Source organism: Rhodoplanes sp. P11 (assembly GCF_964266735.1).
GTDB lineage: Bacteria > Pseudomonadota > Alphaproteobacteria > Rhizobiales > Xanthobacteraceae > Rhodoplanes > Rhodoplanes serenus.
The window spans coordinates 740,613-763,356 of sequence record NZ_CAXWGY010000001.1; the positions used below are offsets into that span (position 1 = coordinate 740,613).

General features: G+C 70.8%; 19 protein-coding genes. 14 read left to right on the forward strand and 5 right to left on the reverse strand.

Going from position 1 to position 22,744, the window contains the following annotated elements; all coding sequences use genetic code 11:
• Window positions 1-20: 20 nt before the first annotated feature.
• Window positions 21-896 (reverse strand): squalene synthase HpnC, encoded by an 876-nt coding sequence (gene hpnC, locus ACFQUV_RS03325; protein WP_371851666.1) that lies wholly within the window; start codon window positions 894-896, stop codon window positions 21-23.
• A 557-nt stretch (window positions 897-1,453) separates the two neighbouring features.
• On the opposite strand from hpnC, the gene ACFQUV_RS03330 reads away from it, so the two are divergent.
• Window positions 1,454-2,398, forward strand: coding sequence for a polyprenyl synthetase family protein (locus ACFQUV_RS03330; RefSeq protein WP_129607828.1), 945 nt, complete (start codon window positions 1,454-1,456; stop codon window positions 2,396-2,398).
• A gap of 69 nt (window positions 2,399-2,467) precedes the next feature.
• On the opposite strand, the gene ACFQUV_RS03335 is transcribed toward ACFQUV_RS03330, so the two are convergent.
• Window positions 2,468-2,686 carry a ChaB family protein gene (locus tag ACFQUV_RS03335; RefSeq protein WP_111387785.1) on the reverse strand — a complete coding sequence of 73 codons (219 nt, stop codon included), beginning with the start codon at window positions 2,684-2,686 and terminating at the stop codon, window positions 2,468-2,470.
• A 493-nt stretch (window positions 2,687-3,179) separates the two neighbouring features.
• Here ACFQUV_RS03335 and ACFQUV_RS03340 point away from each other — a divergent pair, with 493 nt between their 5' ends.
• Genes ACFQUV_RS03340 through ACFQUV_RS03360 form a run of 5 tightly spaced genes read left to right on the forward strand, consistent with a single transcriptional unit; the run spans window position 3,180 to window position 10,846 of the window.
• Window positions 3,180-4,064 carry a sulfide/dihydroorotate dehydrogenase-like FAD/NAD-binding protein gene (locus ACFQUV_RS03340; protein ID WP_129607786.1) on the forward strand — a complete coding sequence of 295 codons (885 nt, stop codon included), beginning with the start codon at window positions 3,180-3,182 and terminating at the stop codon, window positions 4,062-4,064.
• A 45-nt stretch (window positions 4,065-4,109) separates the two neighbouring features.
• Window positions 4,110-5,609: an NADPH-dependent glutamate synthase gene (gene gltA, locus ACFQUV_RS03345; RefSeq protein WP_207211368.1), complete on the forward strand. Its 1,500-nt coding sequence runs from the start codon at window positions 4,110-4,112 to the stop codon at window positions 5,607-5,609.
• Between the two features lie 55 nt (window positions 5,610-5,664).
• The gene (locus ACFQUV_RS03350; protein WP_129607787.1) at window positions 5,665-7,581 is read left to right on the forward strand and encodes a 2-oxoacid:acceptor oxidoreductase subunit alpha; all 1,917 of its coding nucleotides are present in this window, start codon (window positions 5,665-5,667) and stop codon (window positions 7,579-7,581) included.
• Window positions 7,582-7,591: 10 nt separating this feature from the next.
• Window positions 7,592-8,581, forward strand: a complete 990-nt coding sequence (locus ACFQUV_RS03355; protein WP_129607788.1) for a thiamine pyrophosphate-dependent enzyme — start codon at window positions 7,592-7,594, stop codon at window positions 8,579-8,581.
• A 33-nt stretch (window positions 8,582-8,614) separates the two neighbouring features.
• Window positions 8,615-10,846 carry a ferredoxin gene (locus tag ACFQUV_RS03360; protein WP_129607789.1) on the forward strand — a complete coding sequence of 744 codons (2,232 nt, stop codon included), beginning with the start codon at window positions 8,615-8,617 and terminating at the stop codon, window positions 10,844-10,846.
• Between the two features lie 102 nt (window positions 10,847-10,948).
• Here the strand turns inward: ACFQUV_RS03360 and ACFQUV_RS03365 are convergent, their stop codons facing one another.
• Both ACFQUV_RS03365 and ACFQUV_RS03370 read right to left on the reverse strand, forming a co-directional pair.
• Window positions 10,949-12,505: an alpha/beta hydrolase gene (locus tag ACFQUV_RS03365; protein WP_129607790.1), complete on the reverse strand. Its 1,557-nt coding sequence runs from the start codon at window positions 12,503-12,505 to the stop codon at window positions 10,949-10,951.
• Between the two features lie 216 nt (window positions 12,506-12,721).
• Window positions 12,722-14,476: a thiamine pyrophosphate-binding protein gene (locus ACFQUV_RS03370; protein ID WP_129607791.1), complete on the reverse strand. Its 1,755-nt coding sequence runs from the start codon at window positions 14,474-14,476 to the stop codon at window positions 12,722-12,724.
• Window positions 14,477-14,782: 306 nt separating this feature from the next.
• Here ACFQUV_RS03370 and ACFQUV_RS03375 point away from each other — a divergent pair, with 306 nt between their 5' ends.
• Window positions 14,783-15,712: an SDR family NAD(P)-dependent oxidoreductase gene (locus ACFQUV_RS03375; RefSeq protein WP_129607792.1), complete on the forward strand. Its 930-nt coding sequence runs from the start codon at window positions 14,783-14,785 to the stop codon at window positions 15,710-15,712.
• A 28-nt stretch (window positions 15,713-15,740) separates the two neighbouring features.
• Here ACFQUV_RS03375 and ACFQUV_RS03380 read toward each other — a convergent pair whose 3' ends face one another.
• A complete protein-coding gene (locus ACFQUV_RS03380; protein ID WP_129607793.1) occupies window positions 15,741-16,028 on the reverse strand; it encodes a hypothetical protein in 288 nt (95 codons plus the stop codon).
• A 34-nt stretch (window positions 16,029-16,062) separates the two neighbouring features.
• Here ACFQUV_RS03380 and nifA point away from each other — a divergent pair, with 34 nt between their 5' ends.
• The 7 genes from nifA to nifH all read left to right on the forward strand — a co-directional run bounded on the left by nifA (window position 16,063) and on the right by nifH (window position 22,700).
• Window positions 16,063-17,805, forward strand: coding sequence for a nif-specific transcriptional activator NifA (gene nifA / locus ACFQUV_RS03385; protein WP_129607794.1), 1,743 nt, complete (start codon window positions 16,063-16,065; stop codon window positions 17,803-17,805).
• Window positions 17,806-18,043: 238 nt separating this feature from the next.
• Window positions 18,044-19,528 carry a nitrogenase cofactor biosynthesis protein NifB gene (nifB, locus tag ACFQUV_RS03390; RefSeq protein ID WP_129607795.1) on the forward strand — a complete coding sequence of 495 codons (1,485 nt, stop codon included), beginning with the start codon at window positions 18,044-18,046 and terminating at the stop codon, window positions 19,526-19,528.
• Between the two features lie 59 nt (window positions 19,529-19,587).
• Window positions 19,588-19,776 carry a 4Fe-4S binding protein gene (locus ACFQUV_RS03395; RefSeq protein ID WP_129607796.1) on the forward strand — a complete coding sequence of 63 codons (189 nt, stop codon included), beginning with the start codon at window positions 19,588-19,590 and terminating at the stop codon, window positions 19,774-19,776.
• Between the two features lie 9 nt (window positions 19,777-19,785).
• On the forward strand, window positions 19,786-20,583 hold the full coding sequence (locus tag ACFQUV_RS03400; protein ID WP_244601459.1) for a 4Fe4S-binding leucine-rich repeat protein: 798 nt from the start codon (window positions 19,786-19,788) through the stop codon (window positions 20,581-20,583).
• On the forward strand, window positions 20,573-20,878 hold the full coding sequence (locus ACFQUV_RS03405) for a nitrogen fixation protein NifZ (protein ID WP_371851668.1): 306 nt from the start codon (window positions 20,573-20,575) through the stop codon (window positions 20,876-20,878). Before ACFQUV_RS03400 ends, ACFQUV_RS03405 begins: the two co-directional genes overlap by 11 nt.
• Window positions 20,875-21,081 (forward strand): putative nitrogen fixation protein NifT, encoded by a 207-nt coding sequence (gene nifT / locus ACFQUV_RS03410; RefSeq protein ID WP_129607797.1) that lies wholly within the window; start codon window positions 20,875-20,877, stop codon window positions 21,079-21,081. Before ACFQUV_RS03405 ends, nifT begins: the two co-directional genes overlap by 4 nt.
• Before the next feature lie 722 nt (window positions 21,082-21,803).
• Window positions 21,804-22,700, forward strand: coding sequence for a nitrogenase iron protein (gene nifH / locus ACFQUV_RS03415; RefSeq protein ID WP_129607798.1), 897 nt, complete (start codon window positions 21,804-21,806; stop codon window positions 22,698-22,700).
• Window positions 22,701-22,744: the final 44 nt, after the last annotated feature.

The window sequence follows — 22,744 nt, forward strand, 5'->3', positions numbered from 1 at the left end:
AGACGTCGCTGGTTCGCGGTTCAGGAGCGGCCGGCGGAGCGTGCCGCCGGCCGAACGAAACGTCCGAGCAGTCCCTTGACGATGCCGACGACGCTGGTCGCGGCCATCTGCGGCTTGCCGAGATGAACGCGCTCCGCCAGCGGATCGCGCGTCCGCAGCAGGCCGGTGAGACGCTCGGCCAGAGTCTGGATCACCGCCACCTCCAGCGCCAGGCGACGATCGCGGATCGAGGCCGAGAAGCCCCGGCTCTCGCCGAGCAGTGCGTCGGTGCGGGTGACCAGCTCGGACAGGCAGGCGCGCAAGCCGGGGCTCGCCTGTGCGGCCCCGAGATCCTCGACCGCGGCGCCGTGCGCCGCCAGCATGTCGAGCGGAAGATAGACGCGATCGAGGTTGCGGAAATCCTTCCCGCAATCCTGGAGGTGATTGATAATCTGCAAGGCGGCGCACAGCCTGTCGTTGGCCGGCCAGGTCGCCTGGCTCTCGCCGTGGACATCGAGGACGTAGCGGCCGACCGGCATCGCCGAATAGGTGCAGTACTCGATCAGGTCGTCGAAGTCGCGATAGCGCCGCTTGGTGACGTCGAGCCGGAAGGCGGTGAGCAGGTCGCGGGCATGGCGCGGCGAGAGCGCGTTCTCGGCCAGCACGATCTTCAGCGCGACGCCCTGCGGCTCGCTGCACCCGATGCCGAGCAGGCTGGCCTCCAGCCGGTCCAGAAAGGCGAGCTTGTCGGCCTCCGGCAGGGTCGGATGGTCGGCGATGTCGTCGGCGACGCGGACGAACTCGTAGAAGGCGAGAATCGCCGGACGGTGGCGGGGGTGGACCAGTCGCGACGCCACCGGAAAATTCTCGTCGTGCGATCCCTTGCCGGATCGCAGCTCGGCCGCCGAGACGCTCACGATGCCGATCCGTCGGCGGCCGGCACGGCGACGCGGCCGGGCCGCATCGGTCGGCGCGCGGCGAGAAACACGGAGGCGAGCATCGGGATCATGGCGCGGACGCGGTAGCCCTGGCTGGACGCGACGGAGGCCGCGGATCGAATCGCGGGTCGAAGGGCGACGAACCGAGGAGCGAGCAACCGAGCTGCGGGCCGGCTCCGGCGGGAACGGCGCGCGCGGACGGTGACGCTCGATTGGAGTGTCGCAAAGCGTCGAAAGTTCAAAGCATGCGGTGCCCGGCGAGTCAACGCGGGCCGCCCGGTCCGCAGCCGGCGGTTGCGGGCCGGGCGTGCCACGGCGGACGGCAGGGCGTGCGGGCGTCGATGCGACACAGACGTGGCGCGGCGGCCGACCCGGTTGCCCTCGCGGGCGTCGGCGATTAAGCCTGTATCGGATTGTTCGGCAGTGGCTTTCGCCCGGCTCGCGCCGCCTCGCAGCGGCCGCGCCCGGCCGGGCTCGCGGGGAGGATCGACGTGCTGACCACCAAGGCCCAGACCGGCGGCAACGGGGCCGGCGAGATGCGAAGCGGGACCTTGAATGCCGCGGCCTTCGCGGCACGGCTCGATACCGTCGTGGCCGACATGGAGGCGCTGCTCGACGGCCTGCTCGGGGCCGCGCCGCTCGCCGGCGAGCGGTCCCGGCCGGCCCGCCTGCTGGATGCGATGCGCTATGCCAGCCTCGGCGGCGGCAAGCGGTTCCGTCCGTTCCTGGCGGTCGAATCGGCGGCGCTGTTCGGCGCCCCGCGCGAGCGCGCCCTGATGGTCGGGGCGGCCGTCGAGCTCGTCCACTGCTACTCGCTGGCCCACGACGATCTGCCGGCGATGGACAACGACGATCTGCGGCGCGGCCGGCCGACCACCCACAAGGCGTTTGATGAGGCCACCGCCATCCTGGCGGGTGACGCCCTGCTGACCCTCGCCTTCGATCTTCTGGCGCGGCCCGAGACCCATCCGGACGCCGGTGTCCGGATCGAGCTGGTGCTGGCGCTCGCCCGCGCCTCCGGGCTCGGCGGGATGGTGGGCGGCCAGATGATCGATCTCGCCGCCGAAGGGCGATTCGCCGGCGGAGAGCCGCAGCGGCTCGACCGCCAGGCGACCGAGACCCTGGAGGCGATGAAGACCGGGGCGCTGCTGCGCTTCTCGTGTGCGGGCGGCGCCATCCTGGCGCAGGCCGACGGCGCGGCGCGCGCCGCCCTCGACCGCTACGGCACCGCGATCGGCAAGGCGTTCCAGGTCGCCGACGACCTGCTCGATGCCGAGGGCGACCCGGCGACCGTCGGCAAGGCGACCAACAAGGACGCTGCCGCCCACAAGGCGACGCTGGTCAGCATCATGGGAATCGACGGGGCCCGCCGGGCGCTGGCCGATCTGGTGGCCGAGGCCGAGGCGGCGCTGGCACCGTTCGGCGCCGACGGCGAGGTGCTGCGGGCGGCCGCCCGCTTCGTCGCCGAGCGCAGCCACTGACGCCTGCATGGCGGCGCCGCCGTAGCGGCGTCCGCCTCGCCTCGATCGCGTGCGGCGGCCGGTCGCGGGTCAGCCGAGATCGCCGCGCTCCGTCCAGGTGTCGCCGATCTTGACGTAACCGCGCTTCACGGCCGCCCAGGCGATGCGGAAGGCGGCCTCCTCGCGGTCGGGCTCGCCCGCATGGGCCGCGAAGGCGTGGTTGAACGCCGACCGGAAGATGTCTTGCGCATGGGGCGGCAGGTGCATCCGCACCCCGACGGGAAGCTCGGCGTTGCTGTCGTAGGGCACGGCTGGTCTCCTCGGCCGTCCCCATTGCAGACCCGGCCGGGCCGCTGCGCAAGGGGCACCGCAGGACCGCTCGCGAGATCGCGGAACGCGACCGGATTGCCCGCCTGGCGGGTCCGTCTGCCTCGATGCGCGCCCAGGGATGCATCAATTCCTTGTTCGTGCAATCGACAGTTCGTCATTCGTGTTTGGTATGGCGGCTCTGCTGATCCGAAGCGGATGCTCATGCCGCCATCGGGTCGATGAGCCCGGGTCGCGACAAGCCCTTCTCCCAGAGGCGCTGCCTCCCTTTCCGGTCGCCCCCGGAGCCGCCCGGCGAGCCGGTCGGGCGAGACCGATGCCGGCGCGGGGCTGCTCATCGTTTGAGCAAGGTCAATGCCGGGACGGGCTCGACCGTTCATGACACGTTCCGACAATAACGCCGGAGGAAAGCGCTCGTCGTCCTGGTCCTTCGCCGGGCAGAGTGTTTTCGCTCGATCCTCGCAAGCGACCTGCCATGCCGAGTCATCCAGACCACCGCGGCTTCGAGATCGTCGCCCGCGAAGACTTCTCCGACGTCACCTATCTGCTCGAGGTGCACCATCCCCAGATGGCGAAGGCGGCGCGCGCCGGCCAGTTCGTCATCGTGATGCTGCACGAGCATGGCGAGCGGATTCCTCTCACCATCGCGGACTTCGATCGCCAGAAGGGCACCATCACGCTGGTGATCCAGGCGGTCGGCAAGACCACCCGCGAGATGCAGCAGGTCTGCCGCGTCGGCACCCACCTGCTGGCGCTCACCGGCCCGATGGGCGAGCCGAGCCATATCGGCGGCCAGCGCCATGTCGTCTGCGTCGGCGGCGGCCTCGGCGTCGCGCCGATCTTCCCGCAGGCCCGCGCCTACAAGGAGAGCGGGGCCACCGTGGTGGCGGTGGTCGGCTTCCGCAGCAAGGATCTGGTGTTCTGGGAGGACAAGTTCCGCGCCTGCTGCGACGAGGTGATCGTCTGCACCGACGACGGCTCGGCGGGCCTGAAGGGCAATGTCACGACCGGCCTGCGGCAGGCGCTCGACGCCGATCCCGAGATCGACGAGGTGGTGGCCATCGGGCCGCCCGTGATGATGAAGGCGTGCGCCGAGGTGACGCGCCCGCGCAACATCAAGACCGTGGTCAGCCTCAATCCCATCATGGTGGACGGCACCGGCATGTGCGGCGGCTGCCGCGTCAAGATCGGCACCGGCATCAAGTTCGCCTGCGTGGACGGTCCCGACTTCGACGCTCATCAGGTCGACTTCGACGACCTCATGGTGCGCCTGAAACGCTTCAGCGAGACCGAGAAGGCGGCGCTGGCCCGTTGGGAAGAGGGCTGCCGGCTCGGCACCGCGCAGCCCGCGGGCAAGTGACGGACGAAGCTTCGGCGGCGGCCGGTTAGAGAGTGCGATCGAACGATGGCCAAGAGAAAGACGATCCGGACGATTCCGCGCGAGCGCGCAGAGGTCGGCGAGCAGGACCCGCAGGCCCGCATTCGCAACTTCGACGAGGTGACGCTGCGCTTCACGCCCGAGCAGGCGCGTCACGAGGCCGACCGCTGCATCGAGTGCCCGCGGCCCGCCTGCACGCCCGGCTGCCCGGTCGGCGTCGACGTCAAGGGCTTCATCATGAAGCTCTCGGCCGGCGACCTGCGCGGCGCCTATGAGGTGATCACCGAGACCAACCTGCTGCCCGCCGTGTGCGGCCGCGTCTGCCCGCAAGAGAACCAGTGCGAGGGCGCCTGCGTGGTCGGCAACCAGTTCGCCCCGGTGGCGATCGGGCGGCTGGAGCGCTTCGTCGGCGACACTGCGATCGCCAACGGCTGGAGCAGCATTCCCTACATCGAGCCGAGCGGCTTCCGCATCGGCATCGTCGGCTCCGGCCCGGCCGGCATGGCGTGCGCGGCCGACATGGCGAAGGCCGGCTGCGACGTCACCGTCTACGAGGCATTCCATGTGCCGGGTGGCGTGCTGCGCTACGGCATCCCGGACTTCCGCCTCCCCAACACGGTGATCGACGCCGAGATCGCCAATCTCGAGAAGCTCGGCGTCAAGTTCGAGTGCAACACGCTGGTCGGTCGCCTGTTCACCATCGAGCAGATGATCGAGGAGATGGGCTTCCACGCGGTGTTCATCGGCACCGGCGCCGGCTATCCGAGCTTCCTCGGCATTCCGGGTGACAATCTCAACGGCGTCTTGTCGGCCAACGAGCTCTTGACCCGCTGCAACATGATGAAGGCGAAGGACGGCGGCTTCGACACGCCGTTGCCGATCGGCGCTCGCGTCGCCGTGATCGGTGCCGGCAACACGGCGATGGACGCGATGCGCGTCTGCCGCCGCCTCGGCGCCGAGCAGGTCCACTGCATCTACCGGCGCAGCCGCGCCGAGGCGCCGGCCCGCGTCGAGGAGGTGCATCACGCCGAGCAGGAGGGCATCGACTTCCATTGGCTCACCGCGCCGGTCGAGATCCTCGACGACGGCAAGGGTGGGGTGCGCGGCATGCGCTGCATCCGCATGGAGCTCGGCGAGCCCGATGCGTCCGGCCGCCGCCGCCCGGTCGTCGTCAAGGGCAGCGAGTACGAGTTCGACTGCGATCTCGTCGTCGTCGCCATCGGCACCAACGCCAACCCGATCATCGGCCAGACCTCCAAGATCAAGCTCGACAAGCGCGGCTACATCGCCACCGACGACGACCTCGCCACCTCGCTGGCCGGCGTCTATGCAGGCGGCGACATCGTCACCGGGGCGGCCACGGTGATCCAGGCCATGGGCGCCGGCCGCAAGGCGGCGCGCGGCATGAAGCGCTATCTCGGGCTGCGCGACACCGAGACGGTGTACGGGCCGGCGACGGCGCCCGAGGCGACCCTGTTCGGCCTCGATCCGGCCGAGCACAATTTCGTCCGCGTGCGGACGGCGTGAGGCTCGCGATCCGCCGCCCGGCGGATCGGAGGCGAACCAAGAACACGAGACGGTCATGAACGAGACGCTGACGGCGGTTCACGGCGACGACGCGACGCTCGAGCCGCCGGTCGCACCGCGGCCGAAGGCCAAGCCGGCGGTGGTCACCCTCGACGAATGCGTCGTCGAGATCATCAGCGATTCCGGCGAGGGGGCGCAGCGCTGCGGCCAGTCGCTCGGCGCCATCGCGGCCCGCATGGGCAACGGCGTGTGGACGGTCGAGATCATCCCGGCCGAGATCCAGCCGCCGGCCCGCAGCATCGCGGGCGCCTCCGGCAACCGCATCCGGCTCGGCGCCAACCGCATCGCCAACGGCGGCGACGGTGTCGATCTCGTGGTGGCGTTCAACGAGCAGGTGCTGCTCGGGCGGGTGCGCGCCGGCGAGCTGAAGCCCGGCTGCACCATCCTGCTCGAATGCATGTGGCGCACCCACAGCGATCCGCGCATCGCCGCCGCCTACCGCGAGACCTATGAAGACCTGGTGGCGCAGGGCTATCAGGTCATCGAGGTGCCGTTCGAGGCGCTGTGCAAGCCGATCGTGCCCGATCCTCGCCGCGGCAAGAACATGTTCGTGCTCGGCGTGCTGTGCACCGTGTTCAGCTTCGACCTCAAGCTGGCGCGCGAGCAGGTGCGGCTGACCTTCCGCAAGAAGTCGGACGCGGTGGTGCGCTCCAACTTGGCGCTGCTCGAAGCCGGCGCCGCCTGGGCGAATGCCAATCTCGACTTCAAGTATCGCATCCCGGCGGTCCGCGCCAAGGAGCCGCAGATCGTCGTCAACGGCAATACCGCGATCGCGCTCGGCGTGCTCGCCTCGGGCATGGAAATCTGCGCCATGTACCCGATCACGCCGGCCACCTCGGCGTCGCACTATCTCAGCGAGGTGTTCGAGCGCGTCGGCGGCATCGTGCACCAGGCCGAGGACGAGATCGCCGCCTGCACCTTCGCGATCGGCGCCTCCTATGCAGGCAAGTGCGCCGTCACCATCACGTCGGGTCCCGGCTACTCGCTCAAGCAGGAGGCGATCGGCCTCGCCGTGATGTGCGAGATCCCGCTGGTCGTCGTCAACGTCCAGCGTGGCGGGCCGTCGACCGGCCAGCCCACCAAGGGCGAGCAGGGCGACGCGCTCACCGCCATCTACGGCAGCCACGGCGACGCCCCCAAGGTGGTGATGGCGGCCTCGACCATCGAGGATTGCTTCTATTCCGTCGTCACGGCGCGCAAGATCGCCGAGGCGTTCAACATGGTGGTGGTGGTGCTCTCCGACTCCAACCTCGCCACCTCGCAGCAGCCGTTCCCGCGGCCGAAGTTCGACGAGGCGTGGCTCGCCGCGCCGATCGACCAGAGCGCCGTGCCGTTCGGCACCAAGCCCTACGACTGGAACAAGGACACCGGCCTCATCCATCGCATCGTGCCGGGCCAGCCGAACGGCATGCACACCATCACGGGCCTCGCCCACGATCGCGACGGCCGCGTCGCCTACGATCCGGTCATCAACGAGGAGGCGATCCGCGCCCGCAGCCTCAAGCTCGCCGCCTTGCAGAAGACCCTGAAGCCGCCGCCGGTGTTCGGCGATCCCGACGGCGATCTCTTGATCGTCGGCTGGGGCTCGACCCGCGGCGCCATCGAGGAGGCGGTGACGCGGGCGCGCGCCGAGGGCCTGAAGGTGTCGTCGACCCATCTGCACTTCCTCCAGCCGATGCAGCCCGGCATCAAGGAGATCATGGCGCGCTTCCGCCGCGTCCTCTGCGTCGAGGCCAATTGGTGCGACCGCCCCGAGGACAAGCTAATCGACGAGAACAATCGCCGCTTCTCGGCCCTCGCCATGATGCTGCGCAGCCGCTACCTCGTCGACGTCGACTGCTGGGGCGAGGTGAAGGGCCAGCCGATCAAGCCCGGCACCATCCTGGACGTCATTCGCGCGCGGATCGCCTGAGGAGACCACCATGTCGATGCCGATGCACGAATGCCTGTTGCAGATGGTCGAGGAGGCGCACAGCCTCGAAGACTATCAGAGCGGCGTGCCGCGCTGGTGCAGCGGGTGCGGCGACAACGCCGTGCTGGCCGCCGTGCAGCGCCTCTGCCGCGACGAGAATCTGCGGCCCGAGAAGCTCGCCTTCGTGTCGGGGATCGGCTGCGCCAGCCGCTTCCCGCACTACATGCGGACCTACGGCTTCCACGGCATCCACGGCCGTGCGCTGCCGATCGCCGAAGGCGTCAAGATGGCGCGCCCGGACCTGCACGTCTTCGTCAACACCGGCGATGGCGACTGCTGTAGCATCGGGGCGGCGCACTGGCTGCACGCCATCCGCTACAACATGAACATGACCGTGGTGCTGCACGACAACCACGTCTACGGCCTGACCAAGAAGCAGGTGTCGCCGACCTCGCCCAAGGGGCTGCGCAGCAACACGACGCCGCACGGCTCCTATCTGGACGCCATGAACCCGCTCACCGTCACGCTCGGCGTCACCAACGTGTCGTTCGTGGCCCAGGCGGTCGACTGGATTCCCGAGGTGGTGCATGCCGTCATCAAGGCGGCGTTCCATCATCAGGGCTTCTCGTTCTTGCGCATCATCCAGCGCTGCCCCGAGTTCCTGCCCAAGATGTGGGAGCCCTGGCTGCACGATCCGCAGAAGACGCTGCTGCTCGAGCATCCCGACGGCATCGGCTACAGCGCCGGCTTGCAGAAGATCTACAAGAACCGCCAGAGCCACGATCCGTCCGACATCCATCGGGCCCGCGAGATCGCGTCGAGCATCGACCCGGTGCCGGTCGGCATCCTGTTCCGGGACGAGAGCGTGCCCTGCTACGAGGACATCCGCGAGGCCGGCAAGCCGCGGCCGATCGAGATGATCAAGGCCGGGCTCGAAGCCGAGCTCGACAAGTTCACCGTGTGGCCCGACGCGGACGAGCCCGCGCGGAGCGCCGTCTGAGTTTTTTGGAGGCCCGCCCGGCGGGACATCGACATGGACGCGGACGTCAAGACCCAGCTCGCCTTCCACGTGCTCGGCCGCAATCCGGCCGGCGCCGTGCCGGTGCAGGCGGTCGGGCCGGTTCGGCCGGCGCTGTTCGCGGGATTCCGCGATCTCGCGGCCCTGCGCTACGACTACCCGCTGGTGCTGGTGAGCGAGGCCGAGCCCGCCGAGGCGATCCGCACCCTGCGCGGGCTGATCGACGCGGCGCTCCAGCAGGTGGCGCCGCGCGGTGCCGCCGGTGAGCGGATGCGCCGTCAGGTGCTGCGGCTGGAGGCGGAGATCCGGCGGCGTGCCGCCGACGGCGGCCGGCTCTCGGCCGTGTGGGATGCGGCCGTGGCGGCGCTGGCGCCCACGGCGGACGACGGCTTCGCGGCGAGCGTCGCGGCGGTTCGCGCCGCCGTCACGGTCGACGGCGAGCTCGTCGACTGCGACGCGGCGGCGCCCAAGCGGGTCGTCGGCCACATCTGGCGCCTGGTGCAGGAGCGCAAGCTCGCCGGCCTCGCCGAGCGGGTCGAGACCCTGGTGCTCAAGCTCGCCGACGTGCTGCTCGCCGATCATGCGCGCTCCGAGGCGGGCCGGGCGCCGGATGCGCTCGCCGCCGCGGTCGGTCCCGGCCTGTCCACCCTGTTCGACTTCGGCACCATGTCGGAGCTGCTCGGCACGGTGTCGGGCGGTCCGGTGTCGAAGCGCCGCCGCCGTCGCATCGAGGCGGCCCTGGCGGTGCTGGAGGCGCAGCCGCTGCTGACTGCCCTGCGCGCCCGCGACCGCGCCGCCGAGGAGCGGGCGCTGGCCGAGCTGGTGTTCGACGACTGCGCCTCGGCGCTCGCCGCCTGGCGGCGGCAGCGGCCGGCGCTGGCCGCTCTGGTCAAGGCGCTCGCCATCGCCGAGCTGGAGATCGAGGGGCGCTACGACGAGCCGGAGCACGACCCGTTCTTCGAGGCGTTCTCGGAGACCTCGCTGGGGGCCGCCGATCTCGCCCTCGGTCCCGACATGCTGGTCTGCGTCGAGGACGCCGGCGCGGCGGTCCGGGCCGAGGTGCTGGAGCTGCTCGCCGCCGGCCTGCCGGTCAAGGTGGTGGTGCCGACCCACGACGCGCTCGGTGATCCGGCGCCCGGCCCCGGCGGGCCGACGCTCGCCGGCACCCGTCTCGCCACCATGGCGACCTCGATCGACGACATCTTCGTCATGCAGGCGTCGGCCGCCTCGCTCGCACGCTGTGGCGGCCGCATCGGCCGCGGCCTCGCCTATGCGGGTCCGGCGCTGTTCTCGGTCTACACCGGGGCCGGCACCGGCACGCCCGGCGTGCCCGCTTATCTGCGCGCCGCCGCCGCCGTGGAGGCGCGCGTCTTCCCGTCCTTCACCTACGACCCGTCGGGCGGGCCTGTGCTGGCCGAGCGGTGGGATGTCGCCGACAATCCGCAGCCGGAGGCGGACTGGAGCGTGCATCGCTTCGTCTACGAGAACGCCGAGCAGCAGCGCGTCGTCGGCGATCTCGCCTTCACGGCGGCCGATCTCGTGGTCGGCGATCCGCGCCATGCCGGGCAGTTCGCCCTGGTGCCGAGCGCCCACTGGTCCGACACCATGGTGCCGGTCGATGTGTGGCTGCGCCAGCCGCCGGCCGGTCCCGGTGCGGTGCCCTATGTCACCGTGGTGGACGCCGAGAACCGGCTGTACCGGGCGATCGTCAGCGAGCAGGTGATGGCCGCCACCCGCCGTTGCCGCGAGGCGTGGCACCGGCTCCAGGAACTCGGCGACATCCACAACTCGTGGGCCGAGCGGCGCTCGCGCGCCGAGCAGGCGGCCCGCGAGGCGGCCGAGCGCGAGGCGGCCGAGCAGGCCGCCGCCCAGGCGGTCGCCGAAGGCCGCATGCCGGAGCCGGCGGCGCCCGCCGCCGCCGCGAAGGCCGAGCCCGAGGCGGCGCCCAAAAGCAAGCCCGCCACCAAGGCCAAGGCGGCCGAGCCGGAAGCCGCGCCGAGCCCCGATCCCTGGATCGAGACGCCGCGCTGCACGAGCTGCAACGCCTGCCTCCAGGTCAACGCCCGCATGTTCCATTACGACGGCAACCAGCAGGCGTTCGTGGCCGATGTCGCGGCGGGCACGTTCCGCCAGCTCGTCGAGGCGGCGGAGAGCTGTCCGGTGGGCATCATCCACCCGGGCGAGCCGCGCAACCCCAAGGAGCCGGATCTCGACGCGCTGAGGGCCCGCGCCAAGGCGTTCGCCTGAGCGGCGCCGCCGCGGCCCTTCTCGTTTCGGTTTCCTTCTCGCTTCGTCTTCGACGGGCGGCTCCGATCGGGGCCGCCCGTTTTCATGCCGGGAGCGGCCGGCTCACCGCGTCAGCATCGGGAACGTCACCGCAATCGCCCAGGCGAAGGCGAGCGCGTTGGCGAGGCCGCCGACGAACGGATGGCCGGTGCGCCGGTAGGCCCAGCGGCTGAACAGGCCGTAGACGACGAAGAAGGCCAGGATTACCGGCACGATCAGGATCAGGAAGAACAGCTTCGCCAGGTTGAGCGCCACCGCCACGGCGAGCGACACGAGGAACAGGAGCTTGGTGGCCGCATAGGCGCCGCGCCCGGCGCCCTCGCCACGCGTCGCCCACTCGTCGGCCAGGAACCACGGCAGGGTGCCGGCCAAGAGCGCCAGCACCAGCGGCAGCCGCGGCGTCACCGGCACGAAGGAGGTGACGAAGCTGTCGATGGCGCCGCCGAGCGCCGCGATGCTGTAGAGCGCGACCGCGGCGGCGGCGACCACCAAGGCCGCGATCCGGACGCGGCCCGCCGGTCTCGCCGGCGCCGAGACGTCGCCGGCCGCCGGGCTCCATCGCCGCGCCAGCACGAGGCCGAGCGCGGTGAGCAGGCCGTAGAGGCCGAAATGCATCGCCAGATAGTCGCCGACCAGCACCGGCAGAAAGTCGGTCGGCACCTTCCACAAGAGGAGCGGCGTCAGCACCGCGGGCGCGACCGCGACCGGCCACAGCGTCCGCCACGGCAGCCCGGCGCCGCGCGGCGGGTCGCTCACCCGCGGCAGCAGCCGGGCGAGCGGCTTCGCCAGCAGCACCAGGCCGAGGATCAGCAGACCGATGAAGGCGCCGCGATCGTCCACATAGCCGGAGCCGCGGCGGCCGAACACGGTGTCGAGCCAAGCGAGCGCCTCGCGGCTCGATGCGTCGCTGTAGAGCACCGCGATGTGCTCCACATGGGGCGAGAAGGCGGCGCGCCGCGCGCTGCCGTCGGCGAACGATCCGTAGGTGATGCCCGGCTCGACCGGGCCGCCAACCGCGAGACCGACGGCGCGCAGCGCCTCCTGCTTCAGCCGGCGCTCGAAGTCGCCGACCACGACGAGGAGGTTGCGCGGCGTCTGCGCCGTCACGGCGGGCGAGAACATCGAGATCGCCACGGTGGCGGCGACGGCGGGATCGGACTGGGCGTAGCGCACCACGATGTCGGACGCCATCGAGTGGCCGAGCACCGCGAGGCGGCCGTCGCCGCCCGGCAGGGCCTTGGCGAAGGCGGTGACGCGCGCCACCTCGTCGACCAGGAACGTGGTGGTGCCGGCGACCCGGGTGATGTCGCCGCCGAGCCGCTCGCCGTTGCGGCCGTGGCCTAGGAAGTCGAACGTCACCGCCACGTAGCCGTTGCGGGCCAGCGTCACCGCGAACGGCTGCATGAGCTGCTGCGAGCCGGCGAAGCCGTGGGCGATCACCACCACCGGGGCGGGCGGCGCGCCGGCGGCGCGATAGACCGTCACCGGGGTTGGCCCCACCTGGGTGCGGGTGATCTCGAGCCCCGCCGTGGTGGCGAGGAGCTGCCACAGGGCGACGACGATCGCGACGCCGGCGGCGACGCCGAGGACGAGATCGAAAAGGGACGCGCGTCGGATCACGGGGCCTCGCGGTTCGGCTGAGAGAGCCCCGTGTTGTCGCCTTCCGCGTCGCGACCGCGCAAGGTGGTTCGACGGCGCGGGCTCCCGCCGCTGGTCGACGTGCCCGATACGCGCCACCCGCGGCGGCGGATCATCGGGGCGGTGCCCCGCATGCCCCCCGGATCTCGCTTCGCTCGATCCGGGCTACGGCGGTCGCATCCAGGTACGGCCGGCGAATCACAGGCTGCCGTCGACCATCACCTCGATCAGGAACGGCGCGTCGTCGGCGAGCGCCCGGTCGAGGGCGGGGCCGATCTCGGCCGGCTGCTCGACCCGCACGGCCGGCACCCCCAGCCCCTCGGCCAGCAGGTCGAAGCGCAGGTTCTGCGGGGCGAGATCGAAGCAGTCGGGGAAGGGCTGGTCGGCGGGCTCGCCGCGCTCCTGCCGGTAGGCTTGCAGATTGTAGTCGAGAATGCGGTAGCGGCGGTTGTTCAGCACGATGAACTTGGCGCCGATGCGGTGGCGTGCCGCCGTGGCCAGCGCCTGGATGGTCGAGATGCCGCCGCCGTCGCCGGCGAAGCCGATCACCAGGTGGTCGGGCTTGGCGATCTTCAGCCCGACGGTGCCGGGCAGCCCGGTGCCGAGCATGCCGCACCGGGTCTGGAACCAGGCGCCGGGCTCGTCCGGCGGCAGGTGACGCAGAAGCTCCGGCCCACAGGTCAGCGCCTCGTCGAAGATCGCCACCGGCCGGCCGAGTCCCGGCAGCCGCGCCGCGATGTCGGCCATCAGGCGCGACGCCGGGATCGGCACGGCATCGCGGCGGGCGGCGTCGGCGGCGAGCGCGTCCTGTCGCGCCGCCGCCTTGGCGGCGGCCTGGCGGGCGCGGCGCGCGTGTGCGCGGGTCCGCTCCGCGTCCGTCAGGGTCGCCGCCAGCACCGTCGCCAGGCGACCGAGGGCGAGCTTGGGGTCGGCCAGCAGGCCGATCTCGACCCCCTCGTTCTTGCCGATCTCGGACACGCCGAGATCGATCTGCACCAGCCGCGCCCCCGGCGCGAACACGCCGGCGGTGAGGGGAAACACCTCGGGCAGCACCGTGGTGCCGACGATCAGCACCACATCGGCGGCCGCCGTCACGGGCCGGCTGGCGCTGCCGAACATGTGGCCCAGCAGGCCGCCGAACAGCGGGTGCGAGGCCGGCATGTTCACCTCCGAGCAGTTCGCCCCCCAGACGACCGCCCCCAGCAGCTCCGCCACGGCGACGAGCTCGTGCTGCGCGTCGGCGGCCGCGATGCCGTCGCCCATCAGGATCAGCGGTCGCTCGCCGCTGCGCAGCAGGGCGGCCGCCGCCGCGATGGTGGCGTCGTCCGGAGAGACGCGGGTCTCGACCAGGCGGGTCGGCTCGACCGCCTCCGGGCAGGGCTGGTCGAGCACGTCCATCGGCAGGGTGAGGAACACCGGCCCCATCGGCGGCGTCGCCGCCGTCTTGATGGCGCGGCGGGTGAGGCGCAGCAGCGAGCCGGGATCGACCACCCGCCAGGCGCAGGGGCCGTTGTGGTCGGACTTGACGAAGGGGCGGGCGATGGCCGGCAGGTCGGCAGCCATCTGGCCGTCGAGCGCCTCGTAGCGCAGCCCCGCCTCGCCGGCGAACACCACCATCGGGGTGTAGCCGCGGCGCGCGTAGTACATCATGCCGAGGCCGTTCGCGAGGCCCGCATAGGAATGGAGCTGCACCAGCGCTGGCCGCCGCCATGGCCGCGGGTCGCCGGGGCGCTGCACCGCCGGGGCGGCGCGCCCATAGGCATCCGCGATCGCCACTGCCGGCCCCTCGTGCAGGGCGAGGACGTAGCGCAGGGCGGCGAACTCCTCGTGCCGCAGCGCGTCGAGCAGGTTCTCCTCCGAGCTGCCGGGATTGCCGAAGATGTACGGGATGCCGTCGGCGACGAGCTGGCGCAGGAACGCGAAGCGTCCGCTGCGATCGGGCGCGGAATTCAAGGCCGGTCCTCCCCCTGGCTGGCGGCGTCCGGGGCGGCGAGAGGCACCCCTGATGCTCGTAAAAATTGTACATGAGGATGCTAAACGTTAAAGTCGCAATCCGGTGAAGCGACGCCCCGGGGTGGTGCGGCATTCGGCGCTAGGCCGCAGGTCTGCCTATTCGCGCTCGCCCGAGGGGAGGTGCGGCAGGTTTCTTGCTACCGTTTCGGGCAAGGCTCGGCGGCGCTGCCGCCGGCTGCCGGCCGTGACGCGACGGCCGGACGCGGGCCGCCGGCCGAGCCGAGACGCGCAGGCGGGGCACCAGCCATGGACGAGACCACCGAGAACCCGGCAATCGGCGCAGCGCCCGCCTTGACCACGCCGGCGGCCGCCGAAGAGGTGGCGCGCGCGGCCGACGCCGCCCGTTGCCCCTTCCATCACGCCGACGCTGCCGCTCTCCCCGGGCACGCCGCCGCCATCCCGACGACGATCGGCAGCCCTGCCGTGACGGCGATGGCGGAGGCCCGCAAGACCATGGTGCTGACCGGCGCCTCGCGCGGCATCGGCCACGCCACGGTGCGGCTGTTCGCCGAGGCCGGATGGCGAATCATCACCTGCTCGCGGCAGCCCTTCAATCGAGATCGCTGCCCGTGGGAGGCGGGACCGGACGATCACGTCCAGGTCGATCTCAACGACCACCGGGCGCTCGCCTTCGCGATCCACGACATCAAGTCGCGTCTCGGCGGCCGGCCACTGCATGCGCTGATCAACAATGCCGGCATCTCGCCGAAGTCGCCGGACGGCAGCCGGCTGTCGTCGCTCACCACCCCGGTCACCACCTGGATGGAGGTGTTCCACGTCAACTTCCTGGCGCCGGTGCTGCTGGCGCGCGGGCTGTTCGAGGAGCTGAAGGCCGGGCAGGGGACGGTGGTCAACGTCACCTCGATCGTCGGCATGCGGGTGCATCCCTTCGCCGGAACCGCCTACGCCACCTCCAAGGCGGCGCTCGCCTGCCTGACCCGCGAGATGGCGCACGACTTCGCCCCGCACGGCATTCGCGTTAACGCCATCGCGCCCGGCGAGATCAAGACCGACATCCTGTCGCCGGAGACCGAGCAGCGGCTGGCGCCCCTCATCCCGATGCGGCGGGTCGGCTCCCCCATGGAGGTCGCCAAGGTGCTCTACTTCCTCTGCTCCGACGCCGCCAGCTACGTGACCGGCGAGGAGATCCACATCAATGGAGGCCAGACCCTGTGATACGAAATCCGGCTGATCCATTCGGCGGTCATTCCGGAAGCCGCGAAGCGGCTGTCCGGAATCCAGCCGAGAGTTCGAAGTTTGCCGCGGGATGACGTGTTCCGCTGGGTTCCGGGTTCGCGGCTTCGCCGCGCCCCGGAACGACGGCGAACAGATCACCCGGAAACAGTATGGCTTTTGCAGTGACGACATTCAGCGTGATTTGTTCAGTGACGAAATTCCGCGCATCGCGACCGAACATTGGGCAATGCGCGACGACAATTGAGGCGCGACAAGCGTGCGGCGCACTACCATAATCATATGTGATCGCGATCATGGCTCGGAGCACAGAGAGCGATGGAGCGTGCCGCATGCTTGATGGAAACCCTCACCGCGCCTCGCGGCCGGCGGTGACCGCGAGCCCTTCGGCCGCCCGCAGCGAGATCGCGCTCACCGGCGTCTACGAGATCTCCAAGATCCTGACGTCGGCGAGCCGCCTGGAGATCATGCTGGCCAGCGTGGTCAATCTGCTGGCGTCCTTCATGCAGATGCGCCACGGCGTCATCGCGCTGCTCGACGACGACGGCATTCCCGATCTCGCGGTCGGCGCCGGCTGGACCGAGGGCACCGCCGAGCGGTTCCAGGCGAGCCTGCCCGAGAAGGCGGTCGGCCAGGTGGTCGCCACCGGCATGCCGCTGGTGGTGCCCAACGTGGCGGCGCATCCACTGTTCACCGCGGACGACGTCGCGCGTCTGGCCGGCGAGAGCGACGAGACGGTGTCGTTCATCGGCGTGCCGATCCGCATCGACAGCCGCGTGGTCGGTACTCTCACGATCGACCGCGCTTGCGACAGGCAGGCGATGGCACGCCTCGACTTCGATGTCCGCTTCCTGGTGATGGTGGCCAATCTGATCGGCCAGACTGTGCAGCTCCATCGCGTGCTGGCGCGTGACCGCGAGCGCCTGATGGCGGAAAGCCATCGCTTGCAGAAGGAGCTCGACGACTACCGGCCGCGCGGTGGCGTGACGCCGGTGGCGGGCGTGGTCGGCGACAGCCCGGCGATCCGCAGTCTCATCGACAAGATCGCCGTGGTGGCGCGGTCGCGCTCGCCGGTGCTGCTGCGCGGCGAGTCGGGCACCGGAAAGGAGCTGTTCGCCCGCGCCATCCACGATCTCTCGGCCTGCGCGGCCGGGCCGTTCATCAAGGTCAACTGCGCGGCGCTGCCCGAATCGGTGCTCGAGTCGGAGCTGTTCGGCCACGAGAAGGGAGCCTTCACGGGCGCCATCGCGGCCCGCAAGGGGCGCTTCGAGCTGGCCCATGGCGGCACCTTGTTCCTCGACGAGATCGGCGAGATGTCGCCGGTGTTCCAGGCCAAGCTGCTGCGGGTGCTCCAGGAGGGCGAGTTCGAGCGGGTCGGCGGCACCCGCACCGTCAAGGTGCAGGTGCGGCTCGTCACCGCCACCAACCGCAATCTGGAGGAGGCGGTGGCACGCGGCGAGTTCCGGGCCGATCTGTACTATCGGATCAACGTCGTTCCGGTGTTCCTGCCGCCGTTGCGCGACCGCAAGAGCGACATTCCGCTGCTGAGCCGCGAGTTCCTGGCCCGCTTCAATGCCGAGAACGATCGCTCGCTGGTGCTGTCGCCGGATGCCCTCGAGGTGCTGGGCGCCTGCTGCTTCCCGGGCAATGTCCGCGAGCTGGAGAATTGCGTGCGCCGGGCCGCGACGCTCGCGGCGGGACCCGCGGTGGCGGCGCGCGACTTCGCCTGCCGCAACGATCAGTGTGCCTCGGCGATTCTCTGGCAGGGGCGGCAGCCGCAGCCCGGCGGACCGCCGGTGCCGCAGGCGCCGATGCCGCATCTCGCTCCGAACCCGGCGGCGCGGCCGGGCGCCGCGGGCTTGGGCGAGCCGGCTCTACCGGCGGCGGCGCCGATGGTCTCCGCCGATTTCGGCGAGGCCGCGCCATCCGGCAACGGCACCGAGCGCGAGCGGCTGATCGAGGCGATGGAGCGGGCCGGCTGGGTGCAGGCCCGGGCGGCGCGCCTGCTCGGCCTGACGCCGCGTCAGATCGGCTACGCGCTGCGCAAGCACGGCATCGACATCAAGCGGTTCTGATCAGCTCGCGGGAGGCGCCGCGCCGTTCTGCGGCGCGGCGTCGTTCGTGGTCGCGGCGTCACCGCCACGACCCGCCTCTCGATGCCTGTCCGGGATGCGACACGACGCCGTCGCGGCTGTCGCAGGTCCGACAGGCCGGCGCCGCCCGCCGGCCCGAAACCCCCGCCAAATGGTCGTTTTCCCGCATGGCACGACGCTTGAATGACGAGCCCCGTCACGCCACGCAGGGAACGAATCGATGGCCAGCTTCGTGTCACTCGACAGCCTCGACGGAACCACCACGGCGGACGCCATGCGCCGGGCGCTCGCCACACCGGGCTGCGCGGCCTCTGCGTGCGGATCGGCGGCCGGTCCCGGCGACCTGCCGGCGGCCGTGTGGGACCGCATCAAGGACCATCCGTGCTACTCCGAGGAGGCGCACCACTGGTTCGCCCGCATGCATGTGGCGGTGGCGCCGGCCTGCAACATCCAGTGCCACTACTGTAACCGCAAGTTCGACTGCGCCAACGAGAGCCGGCCCGGCGTCGTCTCCGAGCGGCTGACGCCCGCGCAGGCGCGACGCAAGGTGGTGACGGTCGCCAACGAGGTGCCACAGCTCTCGGTGCTCGGCATCGCCGGGCCGGGCGATGCCTGCTACGACTGGGCGAAGACCAAGGCGACCTTCGATCTCGTCCGCAACGCGATCCCCGACATCAAGCTGTGCCTGTCGACCAACGGGCTGGCGCTGCCGGAGCGGGTCGACGAGATCGCCGCGATGAACGTCGATCACGTCACCATCACCATCAACATGGTCGATCCCGAGATCGGCGCCCGGATCTATCCGTGGATCTTCCACGAGCACCGGCGCTGGACCGGGCTCGAGGCGTCGCGCATCCTGCACGCGCGCCAGATGCTCGGCCTGGAGCGGCTCGTCGCCCGCGGCATCCTGGTCAAGATCAACTCGGTGCTGATTCCCGGCGTCAACGATGCGCACCTTCCCGCCGTCCATGCTGCCGTGATGGCGCGCGGCGCCTTCCTGCACAACATCATGCCGCTGATCTCCGATCCGGCGCACGGCACTCATTACGGGCTGACCGGGCAGCGCGGGCCGACGCCGGCCGAGCTTGCCGCCGTGCAGGACGCCTGCGGCGGCGGCGCCCGGCTGATGCGCCACTGCCGCCAGTGCCGGGCCGACGCGGTCGGCATGCTGGGCGAGGACCGCGGCGGCGAGTTCACCATGGATCGCATTCCCGAGTCCGTCGCCTATGACCCGAGCGCCCGCGACGCCTATCGCGACGTCGTCGCGCGCGAGCGCAGCGACCACGACGCGGCGCGCCGCGCCGCCGCCGCCGTGCTGGACGAGGTCGAGGCGGAGGTGCCGGTGCTGGTGGCGGTGGCGACCCAGGGCGGCGGCCGCGTCAACCTGCATTTCGGCAAGGCGACCGAGTTCCACATCTACGAGGCGTCGACCTCCGGGGTGCGCTTCGCCGGAGTCCGCCGGGTGGAGGAGAACTATTGCCGCGGCGGCTGGGGCGAGGATGGCTATCTCGACCGGATCATCGCGGTGCTGGCGGGTGTCGAGGCGGTGCTGTGCGCCAAGATCGGCGCCTGCCCGGCCCAGGCGTTCGAGGCCGCCGGCCTCGTCGTCACCGACGCCTATGCCCAGGACTATGTCGAGACCGCGGTCGCGACGTGGTTCGCCGAGGCGCGCGGCCGTCGCCGCCGGGCCGCCCTCACGGCATGAGACGGAGCACCCGTCGAGACAACCCGATGGCGCCTGGCGCCGACCACAGGAGAATCACCATGGCTTTGAAGATCGTCGCCTCGCAATGCACCGTGTGCGGGGCCTGCGAGTTCGAGTGTCCCAACGCCGCCATCAAGATGAAGCGCGACGTCTACATCATCGACGCCGCCAAATGCACCGAGTGCGACGGCGACGAGCCGAAATGCGCCGCGGTGTGCCCGGTCCCGGACACCTGTATCGCCGCCTGAGCCGCCGCCATGATGTCCGCGGGCCGTCACGCCGCCGTTCCGGAGCCGACCGACTGGCTCGGCCGGCCCGTCTCCTGCGTCGACTGCCCGCACGACGGCATGCGCGCCGAGGGGCGCTGCGACCGCGGACGGGTGTGCGTGCGCGATCGCCGCGTGCGTCGGATCGACCGCTTCTTCGCCGGCAATCCCGGCGAGGCCGAAGCCTATCTGGATCATCCCTATTTCGAGATCCGGGCGCTCGCCGCCAAGCGCGCCAGCCTGTTCCTGATCGCCCGCCTGGTCGGCGATCCGGAGCCGGACGTGCGGGCCGCGGTGGCGCAGCGGCTGCCGCTCGCCCGCGTCGCCCATCTGCGTGACGATCCCGACCGCAAGGTCCGCATGGTGATGGCCCAGCGCCTGGAAGGCGCCGCGCTCGTCGCCATGCTGGCCGACCCCGATTACGCCGTGCGGCTCGTCGCGGTGCGTCACGTTCCGGTGGACGTGCTGCCGAGCGCCATGCAGGACCCCGACCCGCAGGTGCGCTGCGAGGTTGCTCGCCGCATGAAGCCGGATGTGCTGCCGGCGATGCTCTACGACGTCGATCCGCTGGTGCGTATCGCGGCGGCCGAGCGCCTGGCGCCGGCCCAGCTCGTCGCACTGGTCGGTGATCCCGATCTGCGTGTCCGCTGGATCGTGGCGGAGCGCGGTGACGTCGCGGCGCTGCCGCGGCTGTGCAACGACCCCGATCCCGAGGTGAGTGCTCGCGCCCGCTCCCGGCTGGCGGCGCTCGACCGGCGATCGTGCGAGGAGAATCGCGATGCGCCGTGACGACGAGGAGGTGGAGCTGCGCCGCCCGCCGCGCTTTCTACCCGGCGAGAAGGTGTGCTCCGTCGCCCATGTGAGAAACGACGGCACCTTTCCGGGCCGTGACATCGGTGACGTGCTCGTGCGCAAGGGCGACCTCGGCTATGTGCGCGACGTCGGCACCTTCCTTCAGCGCTTCTACATCTACGCGGTCGAGTTCGTCGACCGCGCCGTGGTGGTCGGCATGCGCGGGCGCGAGCTCGTCAGCCTCGACCGGCCCGCCGAACCCGCTCGCGCGTCCATCGGAGAGTCGCCGTGAAGATCATGATCCGCCGCACCGACAAGGGGCTGTCCGCCTACGTCCCGAAGAAGGACCTGGAGCAGCCCATCGTGGCGCTGGAGAAGGACAGCCTGTGGGGCGGCTGGGTGAAGCTGAAGAACGGCTGGACGCTGGAGCTGCCCGACATGCCGGCCGAGACACGGCTGCCGGTGACCGTCGAGGCCCGCCGCATCGGCGAGTAGGCGCCGGTTGTCGGGTAGGAGCCGACGGGTGGTGAGCGTGAGGATGGCGATGGGGGCCGGTGGCGGAGTGGACCGCCGCCGGCTTTCGTCTGCCTGCCATCGCGTGGCGCGGATGTTCGGAGACGCCGCCCCTCCGCCTTCGACATCGAGCATCAGATCGTTGCGCGATGACGCCGTCCCTCGTGCGGAGCCATAGCCCGTCTGGAGCCATCGCCCATACGGGGTCACACTGTTTCCGGGTGATCAGTTCGCCGTCGTTCCGGGGCGCGGCACCCGGATCGGCGCTTCGCGCCGTCCGGGCGCAGGCTCCGCCGCGAACCCGGAACCCAGCGAAACACGTGATCCCGCGGCAAACTTTTGACTCCCGGCTGGATTCCGGACAGCCGCTTCGCGGCTTCCGGAATGACCACCGAATGGATCAGCCGAATCTCGTGTCAGGGCGCGGCTCGTCATCGTCGCATGAGACGCGACCAGACCGGCCCGCATATCCGACACGATGCGACAGACGTCGCTCACGACAAGCCGGTTGTCGGCCTTGTCGGCTTCCGGACAACACGGCGCGGCCGCCCGCGGACCCGCCGACGATCATGAAACACCATGCGCCAGAGGCACATCCGCGGCTCTTGTGAGACCCGATCGCGCTTGGCACGCGGGTTGCTCGTCAGAGGGCGGACGGCGCCGCTGTCACCACCGACGCGACGGCGCGAGAGAGAGGAACCAAGATGGCTCTGCGACAGATCGCATTCTACGGCAAGGGTGGCATCGGCAAGTCGACCACCTCCCAGAACACCCTCGCGGCGCTGGTCGAGATGGGTCAGCGCATCCTCATCGTCGGCTGCGACCCGAAGGCCGATTCGACCCGCCTGATCCTCAACACCAAGATGCAGGACACCGTGCTCAGCCTCGCGGCCGAGGCCGGCTCGGTCGAGGACCTCGAGCTCGAGGACGTGCTCAAGATCGGCTACAAGGGCATCAAGTGCACGGAGTCCGGCGGTCCGGAGCCGGGCGTCGGCTGCGCCGGTCGCGGCGTCATCACCGCCATCAACTTCCTGGAGGAGAACGGCGCCTACGACGACGTCGACTATGTCTCCTACGACGTGCTGGGCGACGTGGTGTGCGGCGGCTTCGCCATGCCGATCCGCGAGAACAAGGCGCAGGAAATCTACATCGTGATGTCCGGCGAGATGATGGCGCTCTACGCCGCCAACAACATCTCCAAGGGCATTCTCAAATACGCCCATTCGGGCGGCGTGCGGCTCGGCGGCCTCATCTGCAACGAGCGCCAGACCGACCGCGAGGTCGATCTCTCCGAGGCGCTGGCCAAGAAGCTCAACACCAAGCTCATCCACTTCGTGCCGCGCGACAACATCGTGCAGCATGCCGAGCTGCGCCGCCAGACGGTGATTCAGTACGCTCCCGACTCCAAGCAGGCCGAGGAGTACCGGACGCTGGCGAAGAAGATCCACGAGAACTCCGGCCAGGGCACCATCCCGACGCCGGTCTCCATGGACGAGCTGGAGCAGATGCTGCTCGACTTCGGCATCATGAAGACCGAGGAGCAGCAGCTCGCCGAGTTGCAGGCCAAGGAAGCAGCCCGCGCCGCCGCGGCGGCCGTGTGAACCCGATGGCGTGACGGGCGGCGCGCGCCGACGCGCAGGCGTGC